Origin of the sequence: [Mycobacterium] stephanolepidis, from assembly GCF_002356335.1 — a bacterium.
Taxonomy (GTDB): domain Bacteria; phylum Actinomycetota; class Actinomycetes; order Mycobacteriales; family Mycobacteriaceae; genus Mycobacterium; species Mycobacterium stephanolepidis.
This window is the reverse complement of the sequence record NZ_AP018165.1, coordinates 1786459-1806519: the sequence shown is the minus strand read 5'-3', so window position 1 is coordinate 1806519 and position 20061 is coordinate 1786459. Positions and strand designations below refer to the sequence as shown.

The following is a 20061-nucleotide window of genomic DNA, read 5'->3' as shown; positions in this document are numbered from 1 at the left end:
CATGACCTGAGGGGGCTCGATGTCCATCGACCAGCTGACCGAGAACGCGAAGAACGGCAGTCTCGTCTTGCATTTGGAAGATGGCGCCATCGACAAGATCCTCGCGGCATGTGATGAGTACATCCAGGCGCTCGGTGATCTTTTCCGGGATGCTAGCGACCTCAGCACGTATCAGCTGGGATTCGCCGAAGGACACCTCGGCTCCGGGGCGACGCTCGCGCAAGCATTTCAAGCCAAGGCCGCGGGCGGCAAGAACAGCGCGGCCAGCTCGTTCCAGTCACATATCGACCAAGTCGAAGAAATGAAGGCGCTTTTCGTCGCTCTACGCCGCGGTTACCATTCGACCGAAGCTAACAACACCACTCGTTTTGGACCTCACGGCCGGTAAGGACATCCAAATGCTGCGGGTCACCGTCCTGGCGTCGCTGGTGGTTGCGTTAGCCGGGTGTTCGGGCCCGATCTCTGGGTCGCCGGTCACTTCTTCTGGGACAACCGTCGCGCCGCAACCCTCGACCAACACGGCAGGGCGCGTGCACATCACGTTCGACCCTTGCAAAGACATCCCAGCAAGCGTGATTGCCGAACTAGAGCTCGACGCAAAACCTCCCCGATCAGATACACAGACCGACGGGGAAATTGAAAACGTCTTCTGCAAGTACTACCCGAAGGCCCCGCATTATCTGCTCACGGTAGCGGCGTCCAACTACACGCTAGACATGCTCAAGAAATCCAATAACGAATGGGGATACCAAGAGTTCGAGATCGATGGGCGCAAGATGCTCTTTGGATATCGATCGCCGCAGCCAGAGACCAACTCATGCGCGCTCAACGTGTCCGCAACTACCGGCGTCTACGGGGCCCTCGCAGTTGGAGTTCACAACGACTTCAGTCCTTTCCCGGATTGCATGACTGCCGTCAGGAGGAACATGGAAGGACTGCTCCCTTACTTTCCACAGTGACATGTCCAAAAAAGATGGAACCGAATCGGCTGTGCACACATCTGACCCTGAAGAGGTAGTTGCACGCCACCACACGAAGGAGGGGCCATGACCGGCGAAGAAGACGGCTGGACCAGGGGTAATCGCGAACGTGACGTGGTCTACGCAAAGCAACGTCAGCACGGTTCGAACATCGATGGTGGTACAGAGTCTGTAGGAGTACCGACGGAGGACTTCAACAGCTGGTCCCACGCGGACATCAAGGCGACGTCCGATGCTTTCCAACCCGGCAAAGCAATCGAGGTCTCCAACGATTGGGAGAAGCTGGCAACCGGCTTCAGCAAGGCGTTAGACGATTTCAAGCGGACGTTCGACGTCGCAGTGGGCGCGCAATGGACCGGTCAGGGCGCGGAAGCCGCCAAACAAGGCGTCTCCGACTACAAGACTCATGCCGAAAAGGTGAGCGACGGACTGTCACTCATGGCCACCAAGCCCGCCGAGGTCGAAACTGCGATGACGCAGATCAAAAGCCTCATGCCCGATGTCGTCCAGGTGCAAGAGCTCAAAGGCAATACACGGGCCGACTACGAGCAGCACTTCGCCCAGCAAGCGCTGGCCACGCAGAAGCAAGACGAGGCCCGCATGATCATGCGGAACGTCTGGTCCCCCGTGTCTCAGCAGGCGGCTTCCGGTCTCCCCTCTCTCCCAGCGGCTCCGCAATTCGCAGATGCTGCAGCCATTCCGGTCAACGCCGCGTCATCGCTATCCGGCTTGGGCGCCGGCAAGGACATCAAGCCCGACCAGATCAAACCCATCGACGAAGCCGCAGTACGCGCGGCCGCAGCCGCAGCCCTGGCAGACCCCGCTCAAGCATCAGCTTCGGGTGGGTCTGGCGCTGCGGGTGCCGCCGCGGCCGCCGCAGGTGCGGCGGGTGGTGGTTCCGGAGCTGGGGCTGGAAGCCCCGCGGCCGCGGCATCCGCTGCCGCCGGAGCGGGCGCCGGAACTCGACCATCCTCGGGCGGAAGCACCACGGCAACCGGTCCGAACACGGGATCAGTGCCGGGCACCTATGGCATCGGCCGGTGGGGCAAGCCGACCACTAACAAGGACGAAAACAAGGACAAGGACCAGAACGCCGATCTCGCTCCCCTCGCCGCGGGGCCGATCATCGCCGGTTCCTACACCGCGGGTGCTGGCATGGGACTCTCGGCCGCCCCGGCAGTGTCGCCAATGTCGGGCATGGGCATCGCTCAGCCGCCGACCATGATGACGCCGGGTGCGGCAGGCCAGCATCACCAGGAGGATGAGGACCAGCACTTCACCCCGGAGTTCCTGGTGAGTCTCGACAACGGCAATGAGCTAATCGGCCCGCTGCCCAAGGTGTCCCCCGCCGTCATCGGCGTATGGAACGAGGAGCATGTCGACTACCAGAACCCTCACGCCTCGCCTTACGATCCGAAGCCCTACGACGGCGAGGACTAACGCCACGCGACGATGACCAAGAACATCGTCATCTGCTTCGACGGCACGGGTAATCAAATCCGCGCTGCGGGGAACACGAATGTCGTCCGTGGCTACGACATGGTGATTCATGACCTGACCGACCGGCAGATCTCGTACTACGACCCCGGAGTCGGCACCGATCCCGCCATCGGCACCTATGCCCCGATAGGTCAATTCGCCGCCCGCATGCTGGGTATCGCATTCGGGGTTGGCCTGCGGGCCAAACTGGCCCAGGCCTACACGTATCTGATCGAGCGGTGGCAACCCGGAGACCGCATCTTCATCTTCGGATTCAGCCGCGGCGCGTTTTGCGCGAGAGGCCTTGCCGGGCCACTTAACTCGGTGGGCATGCTGCGTCCCGGCTCGCAAAACCTCGTGCCCTACGCGGTAAGCCTGTACGCGCAGTCATGTGAAAGCTGGTCGGCGGAACGATGGGATCAGCTGCACTCGTTCTCGCGCACCGTAGCCCGCCGCGAGGACGGAAAATTTGCCATTCCCATCGCCTACCTCGGACTCTGGGACACAGTCAGCGCGCCCGGAATATTCAAGCGCGGCATGCAATGGCCTTATGCACCAAGTGTTCCCAACGCGCTGGCTGGTCGACATGCGGTAGCCATCGACGAAAAACGCCGACCGTACCGCGAGTACCTCGTCAAGTACCTCGGCGATCAACGACTCGTCGATGAAGCGTGGTTCGCCGGTATACATTCCGATGTGGGCGGCGACTACGCCGACGACGACGATAAGCTTTCCGACATCGCACTCAAATGGGTCATCGACGGCGCCGCCGAACACGGCTTGCTGCTCAATACTGAAAAATACCAACGATATTGCTCGGTTGAACCCACCTACGCCATGGGCGAGATACATCGAGTCAACTGGCTCTGGGCACTGTTGATATTCCGTCGCCGTCGCATCCCCAATGGCGCCTGGATTCACGCCAGCGTTGCCGACCGTATGGCACAAGATGACACTTACCTGCCATCGTTACCGGAGCACACCACCATCATCGACGCCCAATGGGCCTCTCCGGCAACCGATATCAGGATGTAGCGGGCGGACTGACCTGCAGCCCTGCGAGAATCGTTTCACGGGCACTGTCAAAATCACCCACAGTGTCATCCAATGCCTGCACCGATACCCCGATGGTGAAGATCTTGCGGTCATTCTTCACCGCCACAACCGTGGTAGTGACCCGGTGAACGGGGATCTTTCCCAGACCCATGTTGTAGGTCAACGTCTTCGACGGATACCCGCAGATGGTGCCCGTCGCCTCGACAAGGTCGGTAATGCCGAACATCTCCAGCCCCTGCTGCTCGGCGGCAAAGGCTGCCTCCTCCGTCGACACCTTGCCCGTCAGGTTGGCCATCGCCACCGTGGCGTTCGGAACAAACCCCTTGGCCTGAAGATCGGGGGCTGACAAGTAGACCCGCACCACGCCACTCTCGAACCGCTTGACCCGCTCCCAACCGGCGGGCTGCGGAACCTCAACACGTGGCTCAGAGTCGTTGTCCAACGGCACTTCCAGAAGCGGCACCGACACCGAGCTGCACTTGGGATTGGTAAGCCGCTTGCCCTCTTCACCCGGAGTGGCTATCGCTTCACCGTCGACGATCGCCGTGCATCCCGAAGCCAACATCGTCGCAACGCAAGCCAATGCCAGCATCCATCGAGGTGCGCGAATCATTGCCTCAGCCTAACTAGCAAGAGACGTTTTCGGAGAGAACCGCTTGCCCATCTGTGTCCAGATGAGTTCAGCGGGAAACCAGTCAATCTGGAGCGCGCCGGGCGCCGAGCGGAAGCTCGTCGATGGGAATCTGCGTTCGATGAACGGTCACAGATTTTGTGGTCGAAGGATTTTCACCCGTCGTGAAACTGAGATCCACCGAATCCGATGACTTTTCCGGAATATTTCCAACCAAACCAATGTACGGATTCTTGGTGGCTGAACCAATGAACTTTCCGTTCTCAAAGACTAAGACTAGGCCAGCGCCATCTCGCTGCCGCTCAAGATCAAAGGCCTGCAAGCTACTGCAGAGGTATGCCCCGCGGCCGTAAACCGGACTCCAGTCAGCGCGAGCCGAACCTATGAACGGAACAGAGTCTGCTGCACGTTCCACAGCCAGCGCATCAACTACCACTCCACAATACTCGGACCCGCTAGTACGTGGCTCTTCTCTATCATCGGACAACTTCTTCGTCGCGAGTAGCGGCATAAAGTGGTCTCGACTGACGTCGAACCCGATACCCGATCGGTAACTTACGCACGTGACACCCGTTGCTCCGCTACGACATTCAATCTCCCCGAATCGAATTGTGCTGCCTGCGGGAAGTTCCTTAATCTCAGGTGAATCAATTGTGTTGTCCGACCATAGCCCGTTTCCCAGCACCGCCGGCCCCTCGCCGAAGTGTGAAATCGAGACGTAGGGGCGCCACGTGCCCAGTTGCGGTACTCGTTGAGACGGAGCGTCCGGATACGTGTGTCCTGGGACGTTACATTGGACGGACTCCAGCGACCCAGCACAGAGAACCACTCGACCAGGAGAAGCGAACGCGATAAGCGAACCGTCAGCGGATCCGCCCTTGTGATAGTCACCGGAGGAAACAAGGACGCCATCTGCGACCGCTCCAAGCTTGCGGTCAGCTTCACTGCTCGGCTCAACCTGGATGCCGGTAGGCGCCGCTGCCTGCTCCCTCGGCGTGTCGGCCTCTGGTGTACACGCTGTGACACATACCGCTCCGAGAAGCGCCAGCGTTAGCCACCACGATCTGTGGTCTATCAGTGTCATCTCAAATACTTTCCGCGCAGACTACAAATCGACGGGTGGGATGCGGGTATCCGCCCGTCGGACACACCGTAATATTGCTCGCGTTCTCGACAACGGTAAGCGGCCTTTCCACCCTGCCAGCTGCATTGTGCTCGCATTTAGATCGCGTCACACCGTGATCCGACATCAAGAGACAATCCTTTGATCCCCAGGCATAGTCGAGGCAGAGGCTGAACTCCGAGCCATCCTTGTTTTTGTAATAGTGCTGATCGGCGTCATTCACACACTCCCATGGTTTCCTGGTGATCTGCACTACACGGTAGTTGTTCTCTGTGGACCCGCACTCCACAACGCTAAGGCTGGAGTGAGCCGCCGACCCCGTGAGGGCAACGCAATCGCCCCGCCGAATATCTGGCGCAGAGACATCAGGTGTCTGCGGAAATTGCCCTGCAATATTGCCGAAGTCAGTGTCCGGCTTCTTACTACTGGAACCAGCGGAGACAGCCGTCGGCGAGGTGCTACTATCTGAATTCACCTCGGAGCCACAGGAAGCTAATACCAATGAAGTGACGACAACCGCTATGGTTGCTGATATTCCTCTAACCGTACACATCTTGGTCCCCCGTTTTCCCTAATCACGAAGCAGTTCTGATAGCTGTTTCTCCGGATCCCAATTCGCCGGTGGCGGCAGATCGGGACCACCATTCCACTGCATACCTGCAGCCACCCAGCGATCTCGCCACTCGGCATCGGAATAGCCTTCACTGAGATCATCGAAGCCGAACTGAAAATTGCAGGATGGGCATATTTCCTCAGAACTACTAAGCCCATTCCGAGGCATTGATTGCAGCCCCGGAAACCCACATACGGGGCATCGATAGTGTCGGGTCATCGCTGAATTATAACTCCAGGCTGTTTGTCAAAGTAATCCGGCGGAGTGGGCTTGAACACCGTTCGTGTAGACCAGTCCAGCGCATTGTATGCACCAAATGTATTTGTGGCTTTGTCATACACAAAATACTTACATGTGCTTGCATCAAACTTCGTCGGAAGGCTGGTCGCCCTGTCGCGCAACTTGTCTCCTTCCATCGCATATTCCAATGGCGAGTTCGAGCTGAACTCGTGCTTGTCCAAAACATGCTTCTTAAAGTGGCCATAGAGCGTCTCGGGTCGCGCCCAGAACGGACGTTTACTAAATCCAGGCTGCGGAATGTCGAATGGCGAATGGGTGGGATCACTCTCCATCACATCCTTGTATTTTCCTATTTCTTGCGCCATCTGCCCTTGCGTGACCGGTTTCCAATCGAAGGATAGGGTCAGCGGATAGGCAAACTTGCCAGCCCGGTTCTTAGTAGCCAACACTTCATAGGTCATCATCTCGTAGGAGAAATTCATGTATTGAGCCGGATAGTCAATGCCACCGGAGTTCAATGTAGTTGGGTTTCCCGCCGGGCTCGCACCAACAATACGGAACGCGTATACATGCTTTAAGCTTGAAGGACTATTTATGTCAGGAACTGTTGTACCACCGGTGTATCCCGGCGTATTTGGGTCGATAGCGATTGAACTAGGAATCTGGCCGGTTTTGCTCCAATCCACGAGCCAAAAGCCTCGCTGATACGGACTGTCCGGCGACTGAGCAACAGGTGCCGATGCGAGCGGATTGGAATAGCCGGCACGGTCACCGCATGCGTTGTTCTGATCTTCGGTCTCATCGCCGTTTTGGTCGTTCGCTTGCTGCTTCTGAGCTGGTTTTCCGCTACATTCGCACCCGCCGCCTGGAGAATTGTGACGGCCAGGCTGAATCTGGCCACCGATACGCTGCCCAGCGGCACCAGCCGTGGACGTGACCGGCTCAGCGATATCGAGATACTCCGCTACTTCCTGGCATTCTTTGTTCGAGTCATTCTGCTGCCCCTCCGAGTCGTTGGACGAGTTCTCAGAAGGCTGCTGTTGCTGGCCTTGTTGCGGCTGCTGCGCCTGGTTTCCCTGTTGCGGTGCTTGATAGTCCGGGTTCGCTTTGCCGGGCCCTTGGGTGTACGGAGTTGCCGTCTGGTAATCAGGTATCTGAGTTCCGTGCTGAGGCTGCTGACCCGGGTTGCCTTGCTGCGCGCCTTGCTGCCCAGCCTGCTGGGGCGCCCCCTGAGCACCGGTGTTGTAGATCGAGATGCCATTGTTCGGGTCTGCTGCACGGATAGGTGACAGTCTTTAGGCGGCCTGATTGGCCGGTGTGGTCATGATGGTCTCGTATTCGATGGGGGTCAACTTGCCGAGGGCGGGTTGGCGTCGGCGGCGGTGGTAGGTGCGTTCGATCCAGGTCACGATCGCTGTCCGTAGTTCGTCGCGGGTGTTCCATCGGCGCCGATTCAGGACGTTCTTTTGCAGCAGGGAAAAGAAGGACTCCATCGCGGCGTTATCACCGGCGGCGCCAATCCGGCCCATGGAGCCAATCATGTTGTGCCGGTTGAGGGTATGCACGAATTTTCGGGACCGAAATTGGCTGCCCCGGTCGCTGTGGACGATGCACCCACTCACATCGCCACGGCGGGCCACCGCATTGTTGAGCGCGGTCACCGCTAGGGCAGCTTTCATGCGGTTACTGATGGAATAGCCGACGATGCGGTTGGAGAACACGTCCTTGATCGCGCACAGATAGAGCTTGCCTTCGCTGGTCCGGTGTTCGGTGATATCGGTCAACCACAACATGTTTGGGGTGGTTGCGGTGAAATTGCGGCATACCAGATCGTTGTGAACAGGTGGGCCTGGTTTCTTGCCGACACGGCTGCGTTTCTTGCCGAATGCCGACCACCAGCGGTTCTCGCGGCAGCGTTTCCACACCGTCCGGTCAGACACAGCGATTCCCGCGGCCCGGACTTCATCAGCGAGGAATCGGTAGCCGAACTCGGGGTCATCACGGTGGGCGTCATAGACCGCGTTCGTCACTGACGCTTGCACCCACTCAGTTCCAGTGACCGGGCCAGCACACCAGCGATAAAATGGCTGACGAGCGATTTTGAGGACCCGGCACGTCACCGTGACGGGAACACCGTCGGCGGCCAGCTCACGAACGAGCGGGTACATCATTTTGGGGACTGACCCAGCTTGAGGTTGGCCTGCGACAAATAGGCCGCCGCCCGCCGCAACACCTCATTTTCCTGCTCCAGCAACCGGACTCGCTTCTTGAGTTCGCGGTTCTCGGCGGACTCAGTGGCGGTCACACCAGGGCGAACCCCCTCATCGACATCGGATTGGCGTATCCATTTCGACAGCGTCATCGGGTGAATACCGAAATCAGCAGCGACCTGCTCCAACGTCACACCAGCATCGCGATCACGGGCAATTCGCACCACATCGGCACGGAACTCTGCAGGAAACGGCTTCGGCACAGCGACATCCTTCCAGGCCCACCCCACAGGGCAAGCCATCTCAGTTGTCACCTATCCGTGCACCAGACCCTTCTGATCGAGCGGCGGTTGGTTGATACCGCCCTGGTAGTCCGACTGCTGCGGTGGCAGACCTGGCGGCTGGAACTGACCGCCATTCATGCCGCCTGGATCACCAGTCGGCCCCGGAGGACCGGTCGGATCAGCGGTCGCGCCGGGCAGACCCATCACGCCAATCCCATTTGGGGAGTTCGTGTTTAGCTGCCAGCCCGACATCGCCACAGCAATAATCGCCACAGCAGCCAGCGCGCGCCGGAGGCCTGCGGGAATTTGTGCCTTATGCGACTTCATTGGCGTCATAGCAGTTCTCCCCTACCAATCAGCTACTGCAGTAACGGTTGTTGTTCGAGGGCAAGAACCTGGTGTTGGCACCTGGCCCGGCGGGTTGACATACCCAACCGCCTAGCAAGTTCTCCTTGGACCACGCCGCATGACCGTTGGCGACGTTGAGGCATGCCTCGTAGTCGGGCCCAGTCTGCCCAAACGTGGCGGTGCACTGCGCCGACATGTTGGCGAACGCCTGGTTCTTGCACACATCCACCGACATCTGGGCCGGCGTGACATCCAGGCACATCGCCTGCCGCTGGCATGAAGTCCAGAAGTCGGCCGTCCGTCCGTCCTCGGATCGGAACTCGTTGGGCCCGGACAGGCAGCGATCGGCATGCCGCTGGGCGTACAGCACCGGATCAACACTGGCAGGCCGGTAAGCACCGCCGGGATCAACCACGTAATCGCCTGGTGCACCAATGATTTGCGCGGCCTTCTTCGCCTCTGGCGGGCCACCACCCTCGGGCAGCCCCTCCCAGTCAGTGGCCAGCTGACCACTGGCCGGGATCGACGACGCCCGGTAGGAAAGCGTGATCGTGATCGGGAACGCGAAGATGTCCGCGGGTCCAAGATCCAGCGCCAAGTTGGACTGCTGGTACATGTAGTCGCCGTGGATCACCGGGTTCACCTGCACCGGATTGCCCTTGGCATCGCGTGCCACCGGTACCGACAACGTCGCGATAGTCGTGGCCGGCAGTCCCGGCGCGGCGTCGGACTCAACCAGCACCACATTGCTCCCCTGGCGCACGTGGGTGCCCTCAGGAACCCGCAGGCCGAAGGTGAAGTTCTCCGGCGTGAAGATGGTGCGCCGGATGATATTCACATCGGCACCACCCCCGGCGAACGGGGAAATCCGGTAATCAGTGTCACGAGAGGTGAAAGTCGCCGCGCCACCGTCTCCCCACTGCGCCGGTGTGAGCTCACGCTCCTGCGGCAGATGCAGGACGACATCCTTACCGGCGATCGCCGTCGGCAGGTGGGTGCCATCGGTCGGCGATGGCGAGATCGTGACGTTGGAGCGTTCACGTCCCGCCGCCAACGGCCGACCGGTTCCCGGCCCGAGGCCCAACGGCGTGTTCGTCTTCACCTGAGCCCCACCGATCGGGGATATGCGCGGCAGATCATCGGGCTGGGCCACCGGATACGGAATCGGCTTCGGGGGCGGCGGCTGGATGGGGTCTGCCAAAGTCCTTGGAGCAGAACCCATCACGATTGCTGAAACGAAAGCCAGCGCGACCATCAGCGCGGCACCACGGGTACGGATAGTCATCACAGATCCTTGGGCTCGCCGTAGATGGTCTGGGTGTCGTTGCCGTTCTCGGTGCGGATCCGGAACGTCGCGAAGGACTGGATCTTCACCTGGCCACCGCAACCATCGGCTTCGACGTTCTGGTTACGCACCTGCGAGACCGCCCGCATGTTCCGGAAGTTGATCCGGTCCATCGGCAGCTGAGCCAGACCACCTGGCTTGAGCAGCACGCGCATGTAGCCGCCGATGTGCTCCTGGGCACCCAACGAACCACCGCCCGACACACCACCGAAGCCGCCACCACCGCCACCGCTCTGACTGCCCTGTCCGTAGCCACCGCCATAGCCCTGGCCAAAGACCTGCTGCGAGAGCGTCAAACCGAGATCGCCGCCCAACTCCACACCCGACGAGGAGTCGGTGCGGCAACCCACGAAGTACCCGGTCTCCAACTGCGCATCTTGAATGACAGCGGACCCCGAGCCCGTGATAGTTGCTTCTGCTCGATAGGACACGCGCGCCTGCCAAGAGTTGCTCGCACCCGCGATGTTGTCGATGTGATCGATGACCTCGTTGGTCAGCGTCAGACCAACTGTCCAGCCGTCGTCCGTGACGAACTGCTGGTACTGGTCCGGCATCCCCTGCGGATCCGCAGCGGCGTCAGAAACGCCCACCATAAGCCCCATCGCAGCAGCGACAGACGCTGCGATGGAAGTGAAACAGCTTCGACGTGCCAAATATGGCAACTTCATGAAACCGAACCCCTCCGTGTCCCGTCCTAACCCGATCGGGTCGAACCCCCGTGCACTTGCCCTTTGAGGGGCAATGCCACTCAATGCGTCTTCCTGCGAAAACACATCACATGGCAATGGTGCAGAATCTAAGGCCGAGACCCTCTCTTGTCAACACTGAGACTGTTTCGTCACAGTTTGCGCCTTCAAGATCGCGAACTATGACGAGGTCACCGGCAATAGGAGCAAAAAGGTGTCAGCATCGTTACCGGAAACCTTTCCGGAGCGACCGCAGCGAACACCCAACGCACGACTCGGCAAGCCACCAGAGGATTAGGTCACTCAGCCAGCCTGGATCTGCGGAAATATCGCGAGAGGCGGTCTTCGCTGTGACTCAAACATGAACAGGAGTCCGTGCCCGCGGTTGCTGGAAGGCAACCCTGAGGTGTTTGCCTGCTAACCGGCGCTGATGAGCACGCGGAGCGTCGTGCGCCCCACCGCGAGCGAGCCCAACCGCGTGCGCGGCGAGTTGCCCCGATCTATCGAACGTGTGTTCTAATGACTCCCACTGCCCGCCACCCGCGCGCGAAACTTCAGAAGGAGCCGATTGTGACGATGACTGTAGACACTCCAGCGGTAGACGTATTGGACACCGAGCCAAGCACTTCCGAGGTTCTGGTGAGCCCTGTTGCGCCGATCGCCGAAGCTCCCACCGAGGAGCAGCCGCAGAAGGCGACCCCGAAAAAGGCCACGGGCAAGAGAACCAAGACTCTCGAACTAACCCTCACCGTCACCGGTACCGCCGACGGCGAATGGCACGCCGAACTCAAACAGGGCAGCACCTACCTGGCTCGCAACCTAGCCGTCGCGGCGGCCGCCGTCTCGCGCGCCGCCAAGGAACTGCACGAGGATCTCTCCACCCCCATCGACGCGGTAATCGAGGAAGCGCGATCCCAGCAGGCTGCCAAGGTCGCCGCTCTGGAAGCCGAACTCGAGGCCGCACGCAAGGCTCTCGCCGACTTGGACTGAGCCTCGTGTGGGATGGGAAAGTAGCGAGATGAGAAGACCACTGACCCTGGCTACTGTCGCGCTGGCGCTGGCGTTATCCGGCACCGGCGGCCTCGTGTCCGCATGCGGGCATTCGGACGTTTCGGCATCCGACGGGCGCGATAGTGGCCGCCAAGAGGCCAACCGTCAGCTGGTCCTCAACTTCTACGACCGGTTCTTCAACAAGCACGAGGTGCAGCAGGCCGCCGAGGTAGTGACCGACGACTACCGGCAGCACAACCCCGATGTGCCGGACGGCAAGGCGCCGTTCGTGTCCTACTTCGCGGGATTCTTCGCCGAGCATCCTGGGGCCGCGGCCAAGGTCGTGCGCAGCGCGGTCGACGGCGATTTGGTCTACCTGCACGTGCATTCGACCAACGATCCGCAGGACCGCGGACAAGCGGTAGTCGACATCTTCCGCGTTGATGGGGGCAAGATCGTCGAGCACTGGGACGTGATTCAGGACGTTCCGGCGGAGTCGGCCAACGGCAACACAATGTTCTGACGACGTCGGCCTTTAGCGACCCGTCGGCGCCCCTATCGACCTTTCGACACCCCAGCAAATCTCTCAATGTGGCCCCAGTAGAGTGAGGCGCGGTCGGGCAAAGGCGCATCGAGAGGTCACATGCCGTTCATCAAGCGTTGCTACCCGGCGTCCGTGGATAGAGTGTGGTCCGTTTTCGTGGGCCTCGAAGATCCCGCCCCCGACGAGCCCGGTCTTTGGTCGTTCGACGCAACCGGCTACGAACCCGTTGTCGGCAAAAAGTTCAACCTCAGATGTCTGCCGATCTTGGGCACGCGCTTTAATGGCAACTTCGATTGCAAGGTCATTGCGGTTGAACCACAAAAGCTTTGGGTCACCACGCTAGAAGCGGAGGCCTCGCGCGGACCGTCTGCTCGGTGGGTACAACAGGTGGCATTCACAGACCATTACGGAGGCACGATCCTGAACTGGAACCTGTCTGGGGTGCAGACCGCCGATCCCCACGAACGTTTCCTGTATCGCTTCTACAGCGGATCGGCAAGCCAGGCTCTGACAGATCTGGGGAACTACCTCGAAAGAACGCGACCACAACTGTGGCAGACAGCGAGATAGACCCGCACTTCTTGGTGGGCGCGGAGGGTTTCGAACCCCCGACCGCTGGTGTGTAAATGCGATTAGCACCGTCTAGTGCGTATCCGTACGTGTCATCGCGTCCACATAACCGCATGCAAGGCAGCGGGTTTGGTATCGATTTTTCCACTGCGTGACCGCACGAATATGTGCGTCTTGGCACACTCTCGGCACAGCGGGGGTTGAATCGAACGGGCGTTCGCGGAGCACCCGTCATCTGTTGATCAGGTCGCGTGTCTTCACCTTGTCGGTGTGAACGATATGAATGCTGCGGTCACGCGAGTCCATGTAGCGGGTCCATTCCTCGTCCACACCGAGGATGTACCCCTCGACAACCGATCCGTCCTCCAGCGCGATGCGTTCAAAAGGAACCCACAAGTCGCTTTGGGTAACGACGGTGCCAACTACTGCGGCCACGCCGACCATCATCCCAACGGCACACAACCAGATGACCAGGCTCCTTAGCATTCCTCGCATCCTGTTTGCCGCAAGCATCGCGATGATGAGCAAGACCAGTAGCGCGATGTTTATGAGCAACTGGCGCGTCGGCGTGCCAATCCCCAGGATGGCAATAGTGAATGGGAGCAAACATATAAACGATGTCCCAAGGATTCTTTTATACTGATCATGAGCGCCTTTTGTTAACAACGACATGAGCAGAGCGAATTGCACCCAGAGCATCACAGTGCCGCCGACAGGAAGAAGGGTGGCGAGCACCAACGCCTTCACGTCGAGGTTCTGCACTAGCGTGCGCAGCGAGTTGAGTTCGCCGCGCGCCACGATCATCACTCGCATCGCGCAGAGCAAGATCGGGAGGACGCCGAACACCGCGCCGAGCAGAGCGAACAACTCCGCGCGGCTCATCTTGGAATTGGCAGGCAAACTAGCCTTGTCATCGGCGTTTTCGGTGGTCACATCGGCGGACCATACGTCACGCCGCCGACGGAAGTACGCGAATCAGAAGCGCATGTGCGGCTCGTGGATTCGGAAGGTGCCAGGCCGTTCTCCGGCCTTGATGCATGCCAGGCCCATGGGGGCGTTATCGCGGCTCAATCCAAGCGCGGCGAGGGCGTCGTCGTGGGTGATCTCACCGCGTGAGTACAGCTGCCCTGCCAGACCGAGGACGTTCGGCCAGCAGCGGCCCATCAGGTGCTCTAGTGCGGGTACGTCGATGGTTCGGCGCATACCCCCCGACGCGTCGATGGCGGCGGCGTCGCATCGCCCACCAGCTGCCAGCAGCGCGTCCACCGTCGCCACCGTGGGACGGCGCAGGCCGTCAAGCCACGTGGCCTGCCCCCACGGCCCGCAATAGGCAACGTTCGCATGGGCGTAGGGGTCAAACGTATTACGGAACTTGGTGAGGCCATGGACGTGCTGGACGACGCGGCCCGGACGGGTGACCAAGGCAGTGGCCAGGGTGCCGCCGCTCAGGATGCCGGAGACGGTGTGCGCCGCCTCATGCACGGCAATGTCGAGTTCATCAAGCTCACGGGTTTTAAGCCGCCGCGCCAGATCGGCGCGGGTCGGCAGGCGGGGTGTGGTGGTGATCGTCATTGCGATATCCGTTCTGTGAGTTGGGTGCGGTGAATCCCGAGGTTGGCCGCGCGGCCCGCAGCCAGACCGCGACCGACCTCGGGGTCACCTTTCATCGCACTGGAGAGATAGTTTCGGAGCGGTGGCGCAGGACCGGCCCTTGGTGCTCACGTTCGGTGCGACGTTGAGCACCGTTCGCGATGTACGCGGTCAAGCAGCTCACGCAGGTCCAGCGGTGGACGGAACCCTTGTATGTCGCGCATGGCCCCGCGCAAATACGGCACTGACCAGGTGTTTCGGGCGGGTGATAACTCATGAGGGCACCCCCGTCAGCTTGCGTTCAACTCGCGCTTGGCGTTCGGCGTCAACCTGAGCCCGCAGCGCGGCGTTGAACTCCGAAATACTCGGGAGCGCTTGCCGCTCAGCGATTCTCGGCAGCGCCCGCTCCAGAACCAGCACCGCCGCATCCAGCCCACGCAGCGCTCTCTCGATCCGCTCGGAGGCGCTCGGGTTGCCCCGCAGCGCGTCGGCACCCGGAGGATGTGCACTTGCCAGCAACTTTGCAAGCGGGGTGCTGACCTGATCGGCATAGGTAGCCAGGATATGCGCCCACGTTCCGCTGGAGAGCTGCTCAGCGGTGATTTCAGGCACGTGCGGGCGGGCGAGAATATCGGCCGCAGCCTGTCGGGTGCTGTCCGGCGCATTCGATGTTAGCAACAGCTGCGCGGATGCCGCGACAACGTCCGCGACCGCATCGGCCACCCCGTCAACGCCCTTGCGAACCGCCGAGGGCCTGGGCAGTCTCGACACTTCGTGTGCGACCGGTCCGCAGACCTCACGAACTTCGCCGCTCAGTGACCAGGACCCGCCCAGGTGGATCGGGAGGTGCTTCCGACGCCGCCCCCGTAGCTCAGCCTGCGAGAACACAGGTGACGGTGGTGCCTTCGGGGCGGCTGGTCGGTTGCGCAGCGTCCGGAGATTCACGAGGTCACCGCCTCGCTGATCGCCGAGCGAAGGCGTTCGGCACCAGCACGGCTGAGCTGCCCCCGTTCGCGCTCGACGGCTCGGGCAACCCGATGGAAGGCGAGGCCTTGGCGGGCCTCGATGACGCGGGCGTCGGTGTCCGGCGCTCCGCGCGATTTCAACGACGCGAGGGTGGCACTCCAGCTCGACGCCGAACGGCTCGCGGGGTCAACGATTGTCGCGTTCATGCAGTCCATCGTGACACTCGACGGTGCACCGCAGCGGCGACTGCCACCTTATCGGCGAGTCTTAAATACCGCCTTGCGCAACACCTTTCGCGATTTTCCCTAGTCGTCGCCGAATAGGACCTCGCCATAACCCCGACTGCGCACCATAGCGTCGCGCCGCCGTCGGAACCGGTCGGTGCCATTGCCTCCGACGGTGCGCCCGATGCCCGAGGGGCCAAAGCGCTCGGCGATCACGTCGGCCTGATCGATCTTGATCCGGTATTGCGATCCGAACAGCCGAACCGGTTCGCCCGTCGAGGTCTCCGATTCCTCGACTTCCGTCCGTGCTTCGTCCGGGGCGATGGTGGTCTCTTCGGTTGGAACCGAAGAGGGTTCGGGCGTGGAGGCCCCGCGATCCCGCAGCCTCCCCAGCCAGTTTCGATTCATCGGTGCGCACCTCGCCAGTCGGCGACGACCGCCATCGCTGCCTTCTCCGCTGCCACCGCGACCGCCGGTGGAACGTCGCTGAAATCGTCGGCGTCGTCTGGTTCATCCGGCAAGGGGGTGAGAGCACCATCAGCGCCGCCCACATTGGACCAACCCTCGTCAAGAGTCCCCGTTTCGCCGCTGAGCGGGCCGCAGAGTGGCGAATCTGCCTCCGGCGGGGAATCTTCCGCACCTGATGCCGTTCGGCGCGCAGCAGCCAGCACAGGCCCACCGCCGGGAGACTGCGCCAGAATGTCGCGCAGGCTGCGAGGGTTCAGTCCACCGACGAGTTCGGTCAGCCGCTCGGCGTACTGCCGGTCCGAGACCGGATCAGCGCCCACTTGCACACGCTGCGGCGCATCGATGCCGAACAACTTGGCGCGTCGGGCCATGACGCTCAGCACCGCCTTGATCGAATCAATATCGCCTTCGCATGCCTGTGTCCAAATGGCCCGCTGCATGGCGTCAAGGCGCTGCCCCTCCAGTTGACGGAGCTCGGACGCGCCCTCGTGCTCGATGCGAGATAGCAGCCGGTCCACCGCCTTTCGTGGACCGCTCTCGTCGGAGTATCCGAGTTCGACGGCCACGGCCGCATACGTCATGCCGGAAGTCCGAAGGTCCAGCGCGTGGGCGGCGCGCTGCCTCTCCTCGGCCTCGGGCCTGTCGGGGATGGACATGATGTGTCGTCCTTTCTAGGGGTCGGACAGGTTAAGCCGGACATGTGTGCGGGGTCAGACCGCGAGAAATTCGCGGCAGCGGGAACGCGGCCAGCCCATCTGACGCAGACGGTCTCGCTCAGCGGCGGCACCCATCAGGTCGAGGTCAGACACCAGTCGCACTATCGGGGAGCCGCTGATCTTCATGAGAGTGAGTCGGTAGTCCTCGAACATCTCGTGAAGAACCGCCGTCAGGGTCTCGTCGCTGCCAGGGATGCGCCGCCGCACGGCTGCCCACGGCTGATACTCGTCGGTGAGCGCATTCAAGATCGCCGCGCGGATGTCGGGGTCGGGTGTCGGATGGCTCATGATTCGTTCCTCGATTCTGAATGTGTTGGGATTTCTGGTCTGTCTGTCTTGCCGCCGCCGCACGCAGCCGAGGCACCGCGCGCGGACTGATTCGGTTTACGTCACCGCTGCCACCGCCTCTTCACATCTCGGCTTCGAGTGCGCCAGTGCGCCGGAGAATTTCACTGCCCTGTGCGTGCGCAGTAGTGCCAGTGCCCTATAGGCACACTGGCGCACTACTGCACGACTGTGCCCGGCACACTGACGGCGCACTCGTTCACTCGATGTCATTTCGGGGTGTCCAGGGCATGGAATAACGGGTCGATTGGCGGTGCGTCGTCGCCTGCCGGTGCGAGAAGTTGAGCGCGGCGAGCCCCCGGAATCACGATCACCGACTTGTCTTTCACAGCGGCGTCAACGGCAGACCGGGCGACATACCGGGCGACGCCGTGGTCGTCCATCAGCCGCTCCACGGCGGCGCGCTTGGACAACATGCCGGGTTCGGCGGCGACCATCGCCAGCAGCTCCGGTACAGCCTCACGGCCTACCGAGTCACGGCGGCTGCCACCCTCAAAGGTCAGATGCCGTGTGTCGGAGTTGAACGCCAACTTGCCTTCCGGCAGCGCCACATCACGCCCCAGTGCGGAGAAGAACGACGAACGCGCGGTGTCGTCGTCGGTGTCGTCGCCGCCCCGAACGATCTTCCACAGTGAGTCGGCCCAGTCCATCAGGCGTGAATCACCGCGAGCACGTTCGCGGGCCGGGCCGTTCTGGTGGCCCATGTGGGTTACCACCATGCCCTCATCTGCGCCGACCTCGGCCAGGAGCGCATCGAACGCCACCAGCACCTTGCCCGCGTCTTTGTCCTCCGACAGCCCCAAGGCGTCGATCACAGGGCGAAGGCAGTCCAGAATCACCACATCGGCACCCGCGAGGCGCTGAGCCCACTCGGCACGGGTCGCGGGGTCGAGAATGTCGAATGCGGACACCGCACCACGCAGCGAGACCACCGATACCACCGCTGTGTTGCGGATGCCCTGATCTCGCAGCCAGCGGCGCAGGGTGCGCCGGTCCAGTTCAGTGTCGATGAGCACGACCTTGCCGACCGGTGTCGTGTCGAACCGGCCCAGCAGCGGCCCGCCATCGGCCAGTGCGCGAATTACGTTTCCCACCAGCGTCGATTTGCCCGCCTTGTATGGCGCCGACAGCAGCACCCTGCCGCCGGTCGGCCACAGTTCGCCGACACGATAGGCGGCGTCCTCGTCCGGCTCGGTCAGCAGCGCATCGAGCCCAACGGGTTCAGGGGTCGGCACCGCGTCGCGCTCGCTGGCGATGCTGCGAGCGAGCACGTCCACTTGTTTGCGGCAGTCATGCCGGATCGCGGCGGCGCGAATTCGCAGCTCGGCGACCTCACTGGGCGTCAGTCGATGCAGCGCGTTCAACTGGCCGTCGGTGGCACCCGCAGCCACGCAATCGGGGCCGGGGACAAACAGTTTCGGATCATCGACAGTGGGATTGCGGTAAGCGTTTGTGCGTTCGATCTTGAACCGGAGATTACGTGCCCACTCGTCGGTGCCGAGGTCGGCTACCGCGAAGCTGTGTGGACGCCATTTATCCAAACGCGCGGCGGTTGCGGCGGTCGGGTCCACTGCTACGGACCCAAACGGAGCCTTGTTGCCACTCGCGCCATTGGCGGCATTCGCGGTAACCTTTGACTGTTGGGGCACTGGTCGGCCTCTCATCTCGGAATACGCCCTCGGTTGTCGGAACCGGGGGCGTATTCATTTTCATTTCGCAAACTAGGTGATTCACGACGACGACCGGGCTGCTAGAGCTTGCTGTGGACAGGCCCGAGCCCAGGTCGCCGCCGAGTCCTAATCGCGATCGCCCAGCATTTTGAGCAGCGCTGCCGTGGGTACCCGCACGCGCCGGGTGCCGAGTTCGATCACCGGCAGCCGCCCCTCGCGGGCCATCGAATAGGCGTAGGCGCGGCTGACACCGAGGTACCGGCCCGCCTGCTCAACACTCAAAGTCGGCGGGCCGCTTCGTAATTCGTCCAACGTGGGCGATATCTGTGTGGTCATGCCCCCAATCGTGCCCTGATAAGTGATATTCGTCCAGGCAATCTGCTATCGTTTTTGTATGAGTTCTGATAGTCGCTACCAGCCGAGAGCGATCAAGGGTGACGTGATTCCGGAGAGCATCCGCCGCGTCAGCGGCACGCGCGGTAACCCCGACGGCCTGATTGAGCTGCGTCTGGTCGGGCATCCTCACCGATACCGAGTAGGCCTTCAAACAGGCAGCGGTGCACCGAAATTGGTGGAACTCCACCTACTCCCCGCCGACATCACCGCCGTCGAGATCGGTCCGGCCGCAATCCGGCAAGTCCCGGTGCGACGACTGGCCAATGCGGCGGCGCAGTGGATCGCGCGCATGGATGGCGCGTTTACCACTGTGGCCGAACTACGCAATCCGACTCTCGACCTGCGGCCGGAGCGGGCACCCGACGGCGGCAAGCGCCGCAAGTTGGATGACGTCCACTACCGGCAAGTTGCCGACCTACTCATCGCTGCCCGCACGATCGGTGAGCGGCCACGCGAATACGTCCGCGAACAGCTCGGACCGGCATCCATTCCGACAGTTGACCGCTGGATCGCGGAGGCCAAACGTCGTGGATTCCTCCCCCGCGACTGGGCCACCAACGAAGCCGCTACAACCGAGGAGAAGTGAC

The 20061-nt window shown here is 61.5% G+C and carries 24 protein-coding genes and 1 pseudogene; 9 read left to right on the top strand and 16 right to left on the bottom strand.

Annotation, left to right across the window (positions count from 1 at the left end; genetic code table 11):
* Positions 1-19: 19 nt before the first annotated feature.
* The 4 genes from MSTE_RS09030 (at position 20) to MSTE_RS09015 (ending at position 3494) form a co-directional block, all read left to right on the top strand.
* On the top strand, positions 20-388 hold the full coding sequence (locus MSTE_RS09030) for a hypothetical protein (protein WP_096500593.1): 369 nt from the start codon (positions 20-22) through the stop codon (positions 386-388).
* A gap of 10 nt (positions 389-398) precedes the next feature.
* A complete protein-coding gene (locus MSTE_RS09025; protein ID WP_096505639.1) occupies positions 399-959 on the top strand; it encodes a DUF3558 domain-containing protein in 561 nt (186 codons plus the stop codon).
* Positions 960-1046: 87 nt separating this feature from the next.
* Entirely contained in the window at positions 1047-2420 is a 1374-nt protein-coding gene (locus MSTE_RS09020) for a hypothetical protein (protein WP_096500591.1), read from the top strand.
* Positions 2421-2432: 12 nt separating this feature from the next.
* Entirely contained in the window at positions 2433-3494 is a 1062-nt protein-coding gene (locus MSTE_RS09015) for a DUF2235 domain-containing protein (protein WP_096500589.1), read from the top strand.
* Here MSTE_RS09015 and MSTE_RS09010 read toward each other — a convergent pair.
* The 3 genes from MSTE_RS09010 to MSTE_RS09005 form a co-directional block, all read right to left on the bottom strand.
* Positions 3484-4080, bottom strand: a complete 597-nt coding sequence (locus MSTE_RS09010; RefSeq protein WP_162291607.1) for an LpqN/LpqT family lipoprotein — start codon at positions 4078-4080, stop codon at positions 3484-3486. The two genes, MSTE_RS09015 and MSTE_RS09010, sit on opposite strands and share 11 nt — an antisense overlap.
* Positions 4081-5231: 1151 nt before the next feature.
* The gene (locus MSTE_RS25945; RefSeq protein ID WP_456300720.1) at positions 5232-5822 is read right to left on the bottom strand and encodes an LppU/SCO3897 family protein; all 591 of its coding nucleotides are present in this window, start codon (positions 5820-5822) and stop codon (positions 5232-5234) included.
* A gap of 275 nt (positions 5823-6097) precedes the next feature.
* Entirely contained in the window at positions 6098-6808 is a 711-nt protein-coding gene (locus MSTE_RS09005) for a hypothetical protein (RefSeq protein ID WP_157997669.1), read from the bottom strand.
* A 189-nt stretch (positions 6809-6997) separates the two neighbouring features.
* Between MSTE_RS09005 and MSTE_RS25860 the strand changes: the two genes are divergently transcribed.
* A complete protein-coding gene (locus MSTE_RS25860) occupies positions 6998-7411 on the top strand; it encodes a hypothetical protein (protein WP_157997668.1) in 414 nt (137 codons plus the stop codon).
* A 6-nt stretch (positions 7412-7417) separates the two neighbouring features.
* Here MSTE_RS25860 and MSTE_RS08995 read toward each other — a convergent pair.
* The 4 genes and pseudogenes from MSTE_RS08995 to MSTE_RS08980 all read right to left on the bottom strand — a co-directional run bounded on the left by MSTE_RS08995 (position 7418) and on the right by MSTE_RS08980 (position 10977).
* A protein-coding gene (locus tag MSTE_RS08995; protein WP_408645809.1) for an IS3 family transposase occupies positions 7418-8595 on the bottom strand; the annotation gives its coding sequence in 2 pieces (ribosomal slippage) (positions 7418-8326 and positions 8329-8595; 1176 coding nt in all).
* A gap of 72 nt (positions 8596-8667) precedes the next feature.
* A pseudogene (locus tag MSTE_RS25940) lies at positions 8668-8802 on the bottom strand (polymorphic toxin type 33 domain-containing protein); the annotation flags it as partial.
* 169 nt (positions 8803-8971) lie between these two features.
* The gene (locus MSTE_RS08985) at positions 8972-10249 is read right to left on the bottom strand and encodes a protein kinase family protein (protein ID WP_096500579.1); all 1278 of its coding nucleotides are present in this window, start codon (positions 10247-10249) and stop codon (positions 8972-8974) included.
* Positions 10249-10977 (bottom strand): MspA family porin, encoded by a 729-nt coding sequence (locus MSTE_RS08980; protein ID WP_096500577.1) that lies wholly within the window; start codon positions 10975-10977, stop codon positions 10249-10251. The genes MSTE_RS08985 and MSTE_RS08980 overlap by 1 nt, the downstream gene beginning before the upstream one ends.
* Before the next feature lie 588 nt (positions 10978-11565).
* Between MSTE_RS08980 and MSTE_RS08975 the strand changes: the two genes are divergently transcribed.
* The 3 genes from MSTE_RS08975 to MSTE_RS08965 all read left to right on the top strand — a co-directional run bounded on the left by MSTE_RS08975 (position 11566) and on the right by MSTE_RS08965 (position 13099).
* A complete protein-coding gene (locus MSTE_RS08975; protein WP_408645876.1) occupies positions 11566-11985 on the top strand; it encodes a DUF6319 family protein in 420 nt (139 codons plus the stop codon).
* 28 nt (positions 11986-12013) lie between these two features.
* Complete coding sequence (locus MSTE_RS08970) at positions 12014-12508, top strand: nuclear transport factor 2 family protein (protein ID WP_096500575.1); 495 nt, start codon at positions 12014-12016, stop codon at positions 12506-12508.
* Positions 12509-12628: 120 nt separating this feature from the next.
* Positions 12629-13099, top strand: a complete 471-nt coding sequence (locus MSTE_RS08965; RefSeq protein WP_096500573.1) for a hypothetical protein — start codon at positions 12629-12631, stop codon at positions 13097-13099.
* 231 nt (positions 13100-13330) lie between these two features.
* Here the strand turns inward: MSTE_RS08965 and MSTE_RS08960 are convergent, their stop codons facing one another.
* The 9 genes from MSTE_RS08960 to MSTE_RS08920 form a co-directional block, all read right to left on the bottom strand.
* On the bottom strand, positions 13331-14032 hold the full coding sequence (locus MSTE_RS08960; protein ID WP_096500571.1) for a hypothetical protein: 702 nt from the start codon (positions 14030-14032) through the stop codon (positions 13331-13333).
* 42 nt (positions 14033-14074) lie between these two features.
* Positions 14075-14671: a hypothetical protein gene (locus MSTE_RS08955; RefSeq protein ID WP_096500569.1), complete on the bottom strand. Its 597-nt coding sequence runs from the start codon at positions 14669-14671 to the stop codon at positions 14075-14077.
* Positions 14672-14962: 291 nt separating this feature from the next.
* Positions 14963-15634: a hypothetical protein gene (locus MSTE_RS08950; RefSeq protein ID WP_157997666.1), complete on the bottom strand. Its 672-nt coding sequence runs from the start codon at positions 15632-15634 to the stop codon at positions 14963-14965.
* Positions 15631-15861, bottom strand: a complete 231-nt coding sequence (locus MSTE_RS08945) for a hypothetical protein (RefSeq protein WP_157997665.1) — start codon at positions 15859-15861, stop codon at positions 15631-15633. The genes MSTE_RS08950 and MSTE_RS08945 overlap by 4 nt, the downstream gene beginning before the upstream one ends.
* A gap of 99 nt (positions 15862-15960) precedes the next feature.
* On the bottom strand, positions 15961-16287 hold the full coding sequence (locus tag MSTE_RS08940; RefSeq protein WP_096500564.1) for a hypothetical protein: 327 nt from the start codon (positions 16285-16287) through the stop codon (positions 15961-15963).
* Entirely contained in the window at positions 16284-17003 is a 720-nt protein-coding gene (locus MSTE_RS08935) for a hypothetical protein (protein WP_096500563.1), read from the bottom strand. Before MSTE_RS08935 ends, MSTE_RS08940 begins: the two co-directional genes overlap by 4 nt.
* 54 nt (positions 17004-17057) lie before the next feature.
* Positions 17058-17351: a hypothetical protein gene (locus MSTE_RS08930; RefSeq protein WP_096500562.1), complete on the bottom strand. Its 294-nt coding sequence runs from the start codon at positions 17349-17351 to the stop codon at positions 17058-17060.
* 266 nt (positions 17352-17617) lie between these two features.
* The gene (locus tag MSTE_RS08925; protein WP_157997664.1) at positions 17618-19057 is read right to left on the bottom strand and encodes an AAA family ATPase; all 1440 of its coding nucleotides are present in this window, start codon (positions 19055-19057) and stop codon (positions 17618-17620) included.
* Positions 19058-19204: 147 nt separating this feature from the next.
* Positions 19205-19414, bottom strand: a complete 210-nt coding sequence (locus MSTE_RS08920) for a helix-turn-helix domain-containing protein (protein WP_096500558.1) — start codon at positions 19412-19414, stop codon at positions 19205-19207.
* A 58-nt stretch (positions 19415-19472) separates the two neighbouring features.
* Here MSTE_RS08920 and MSTE_RS08915 point away from each other — a divergent pair, with 58 nt between their 5' ends.
* Positions 19473-20060 carry a hypothetical protein gene (locus MSTE_RS08915; RefSeq protein WP_157997663.1) on the top strand — a complete coding sequence of 196 codons (588 nt, stop codon included), beginning with the start codon at positions 19473-19475 and terminating at the stop codon, positions 20058-20060.
* Position 20061: the final 1 nt, after the last annotated feature.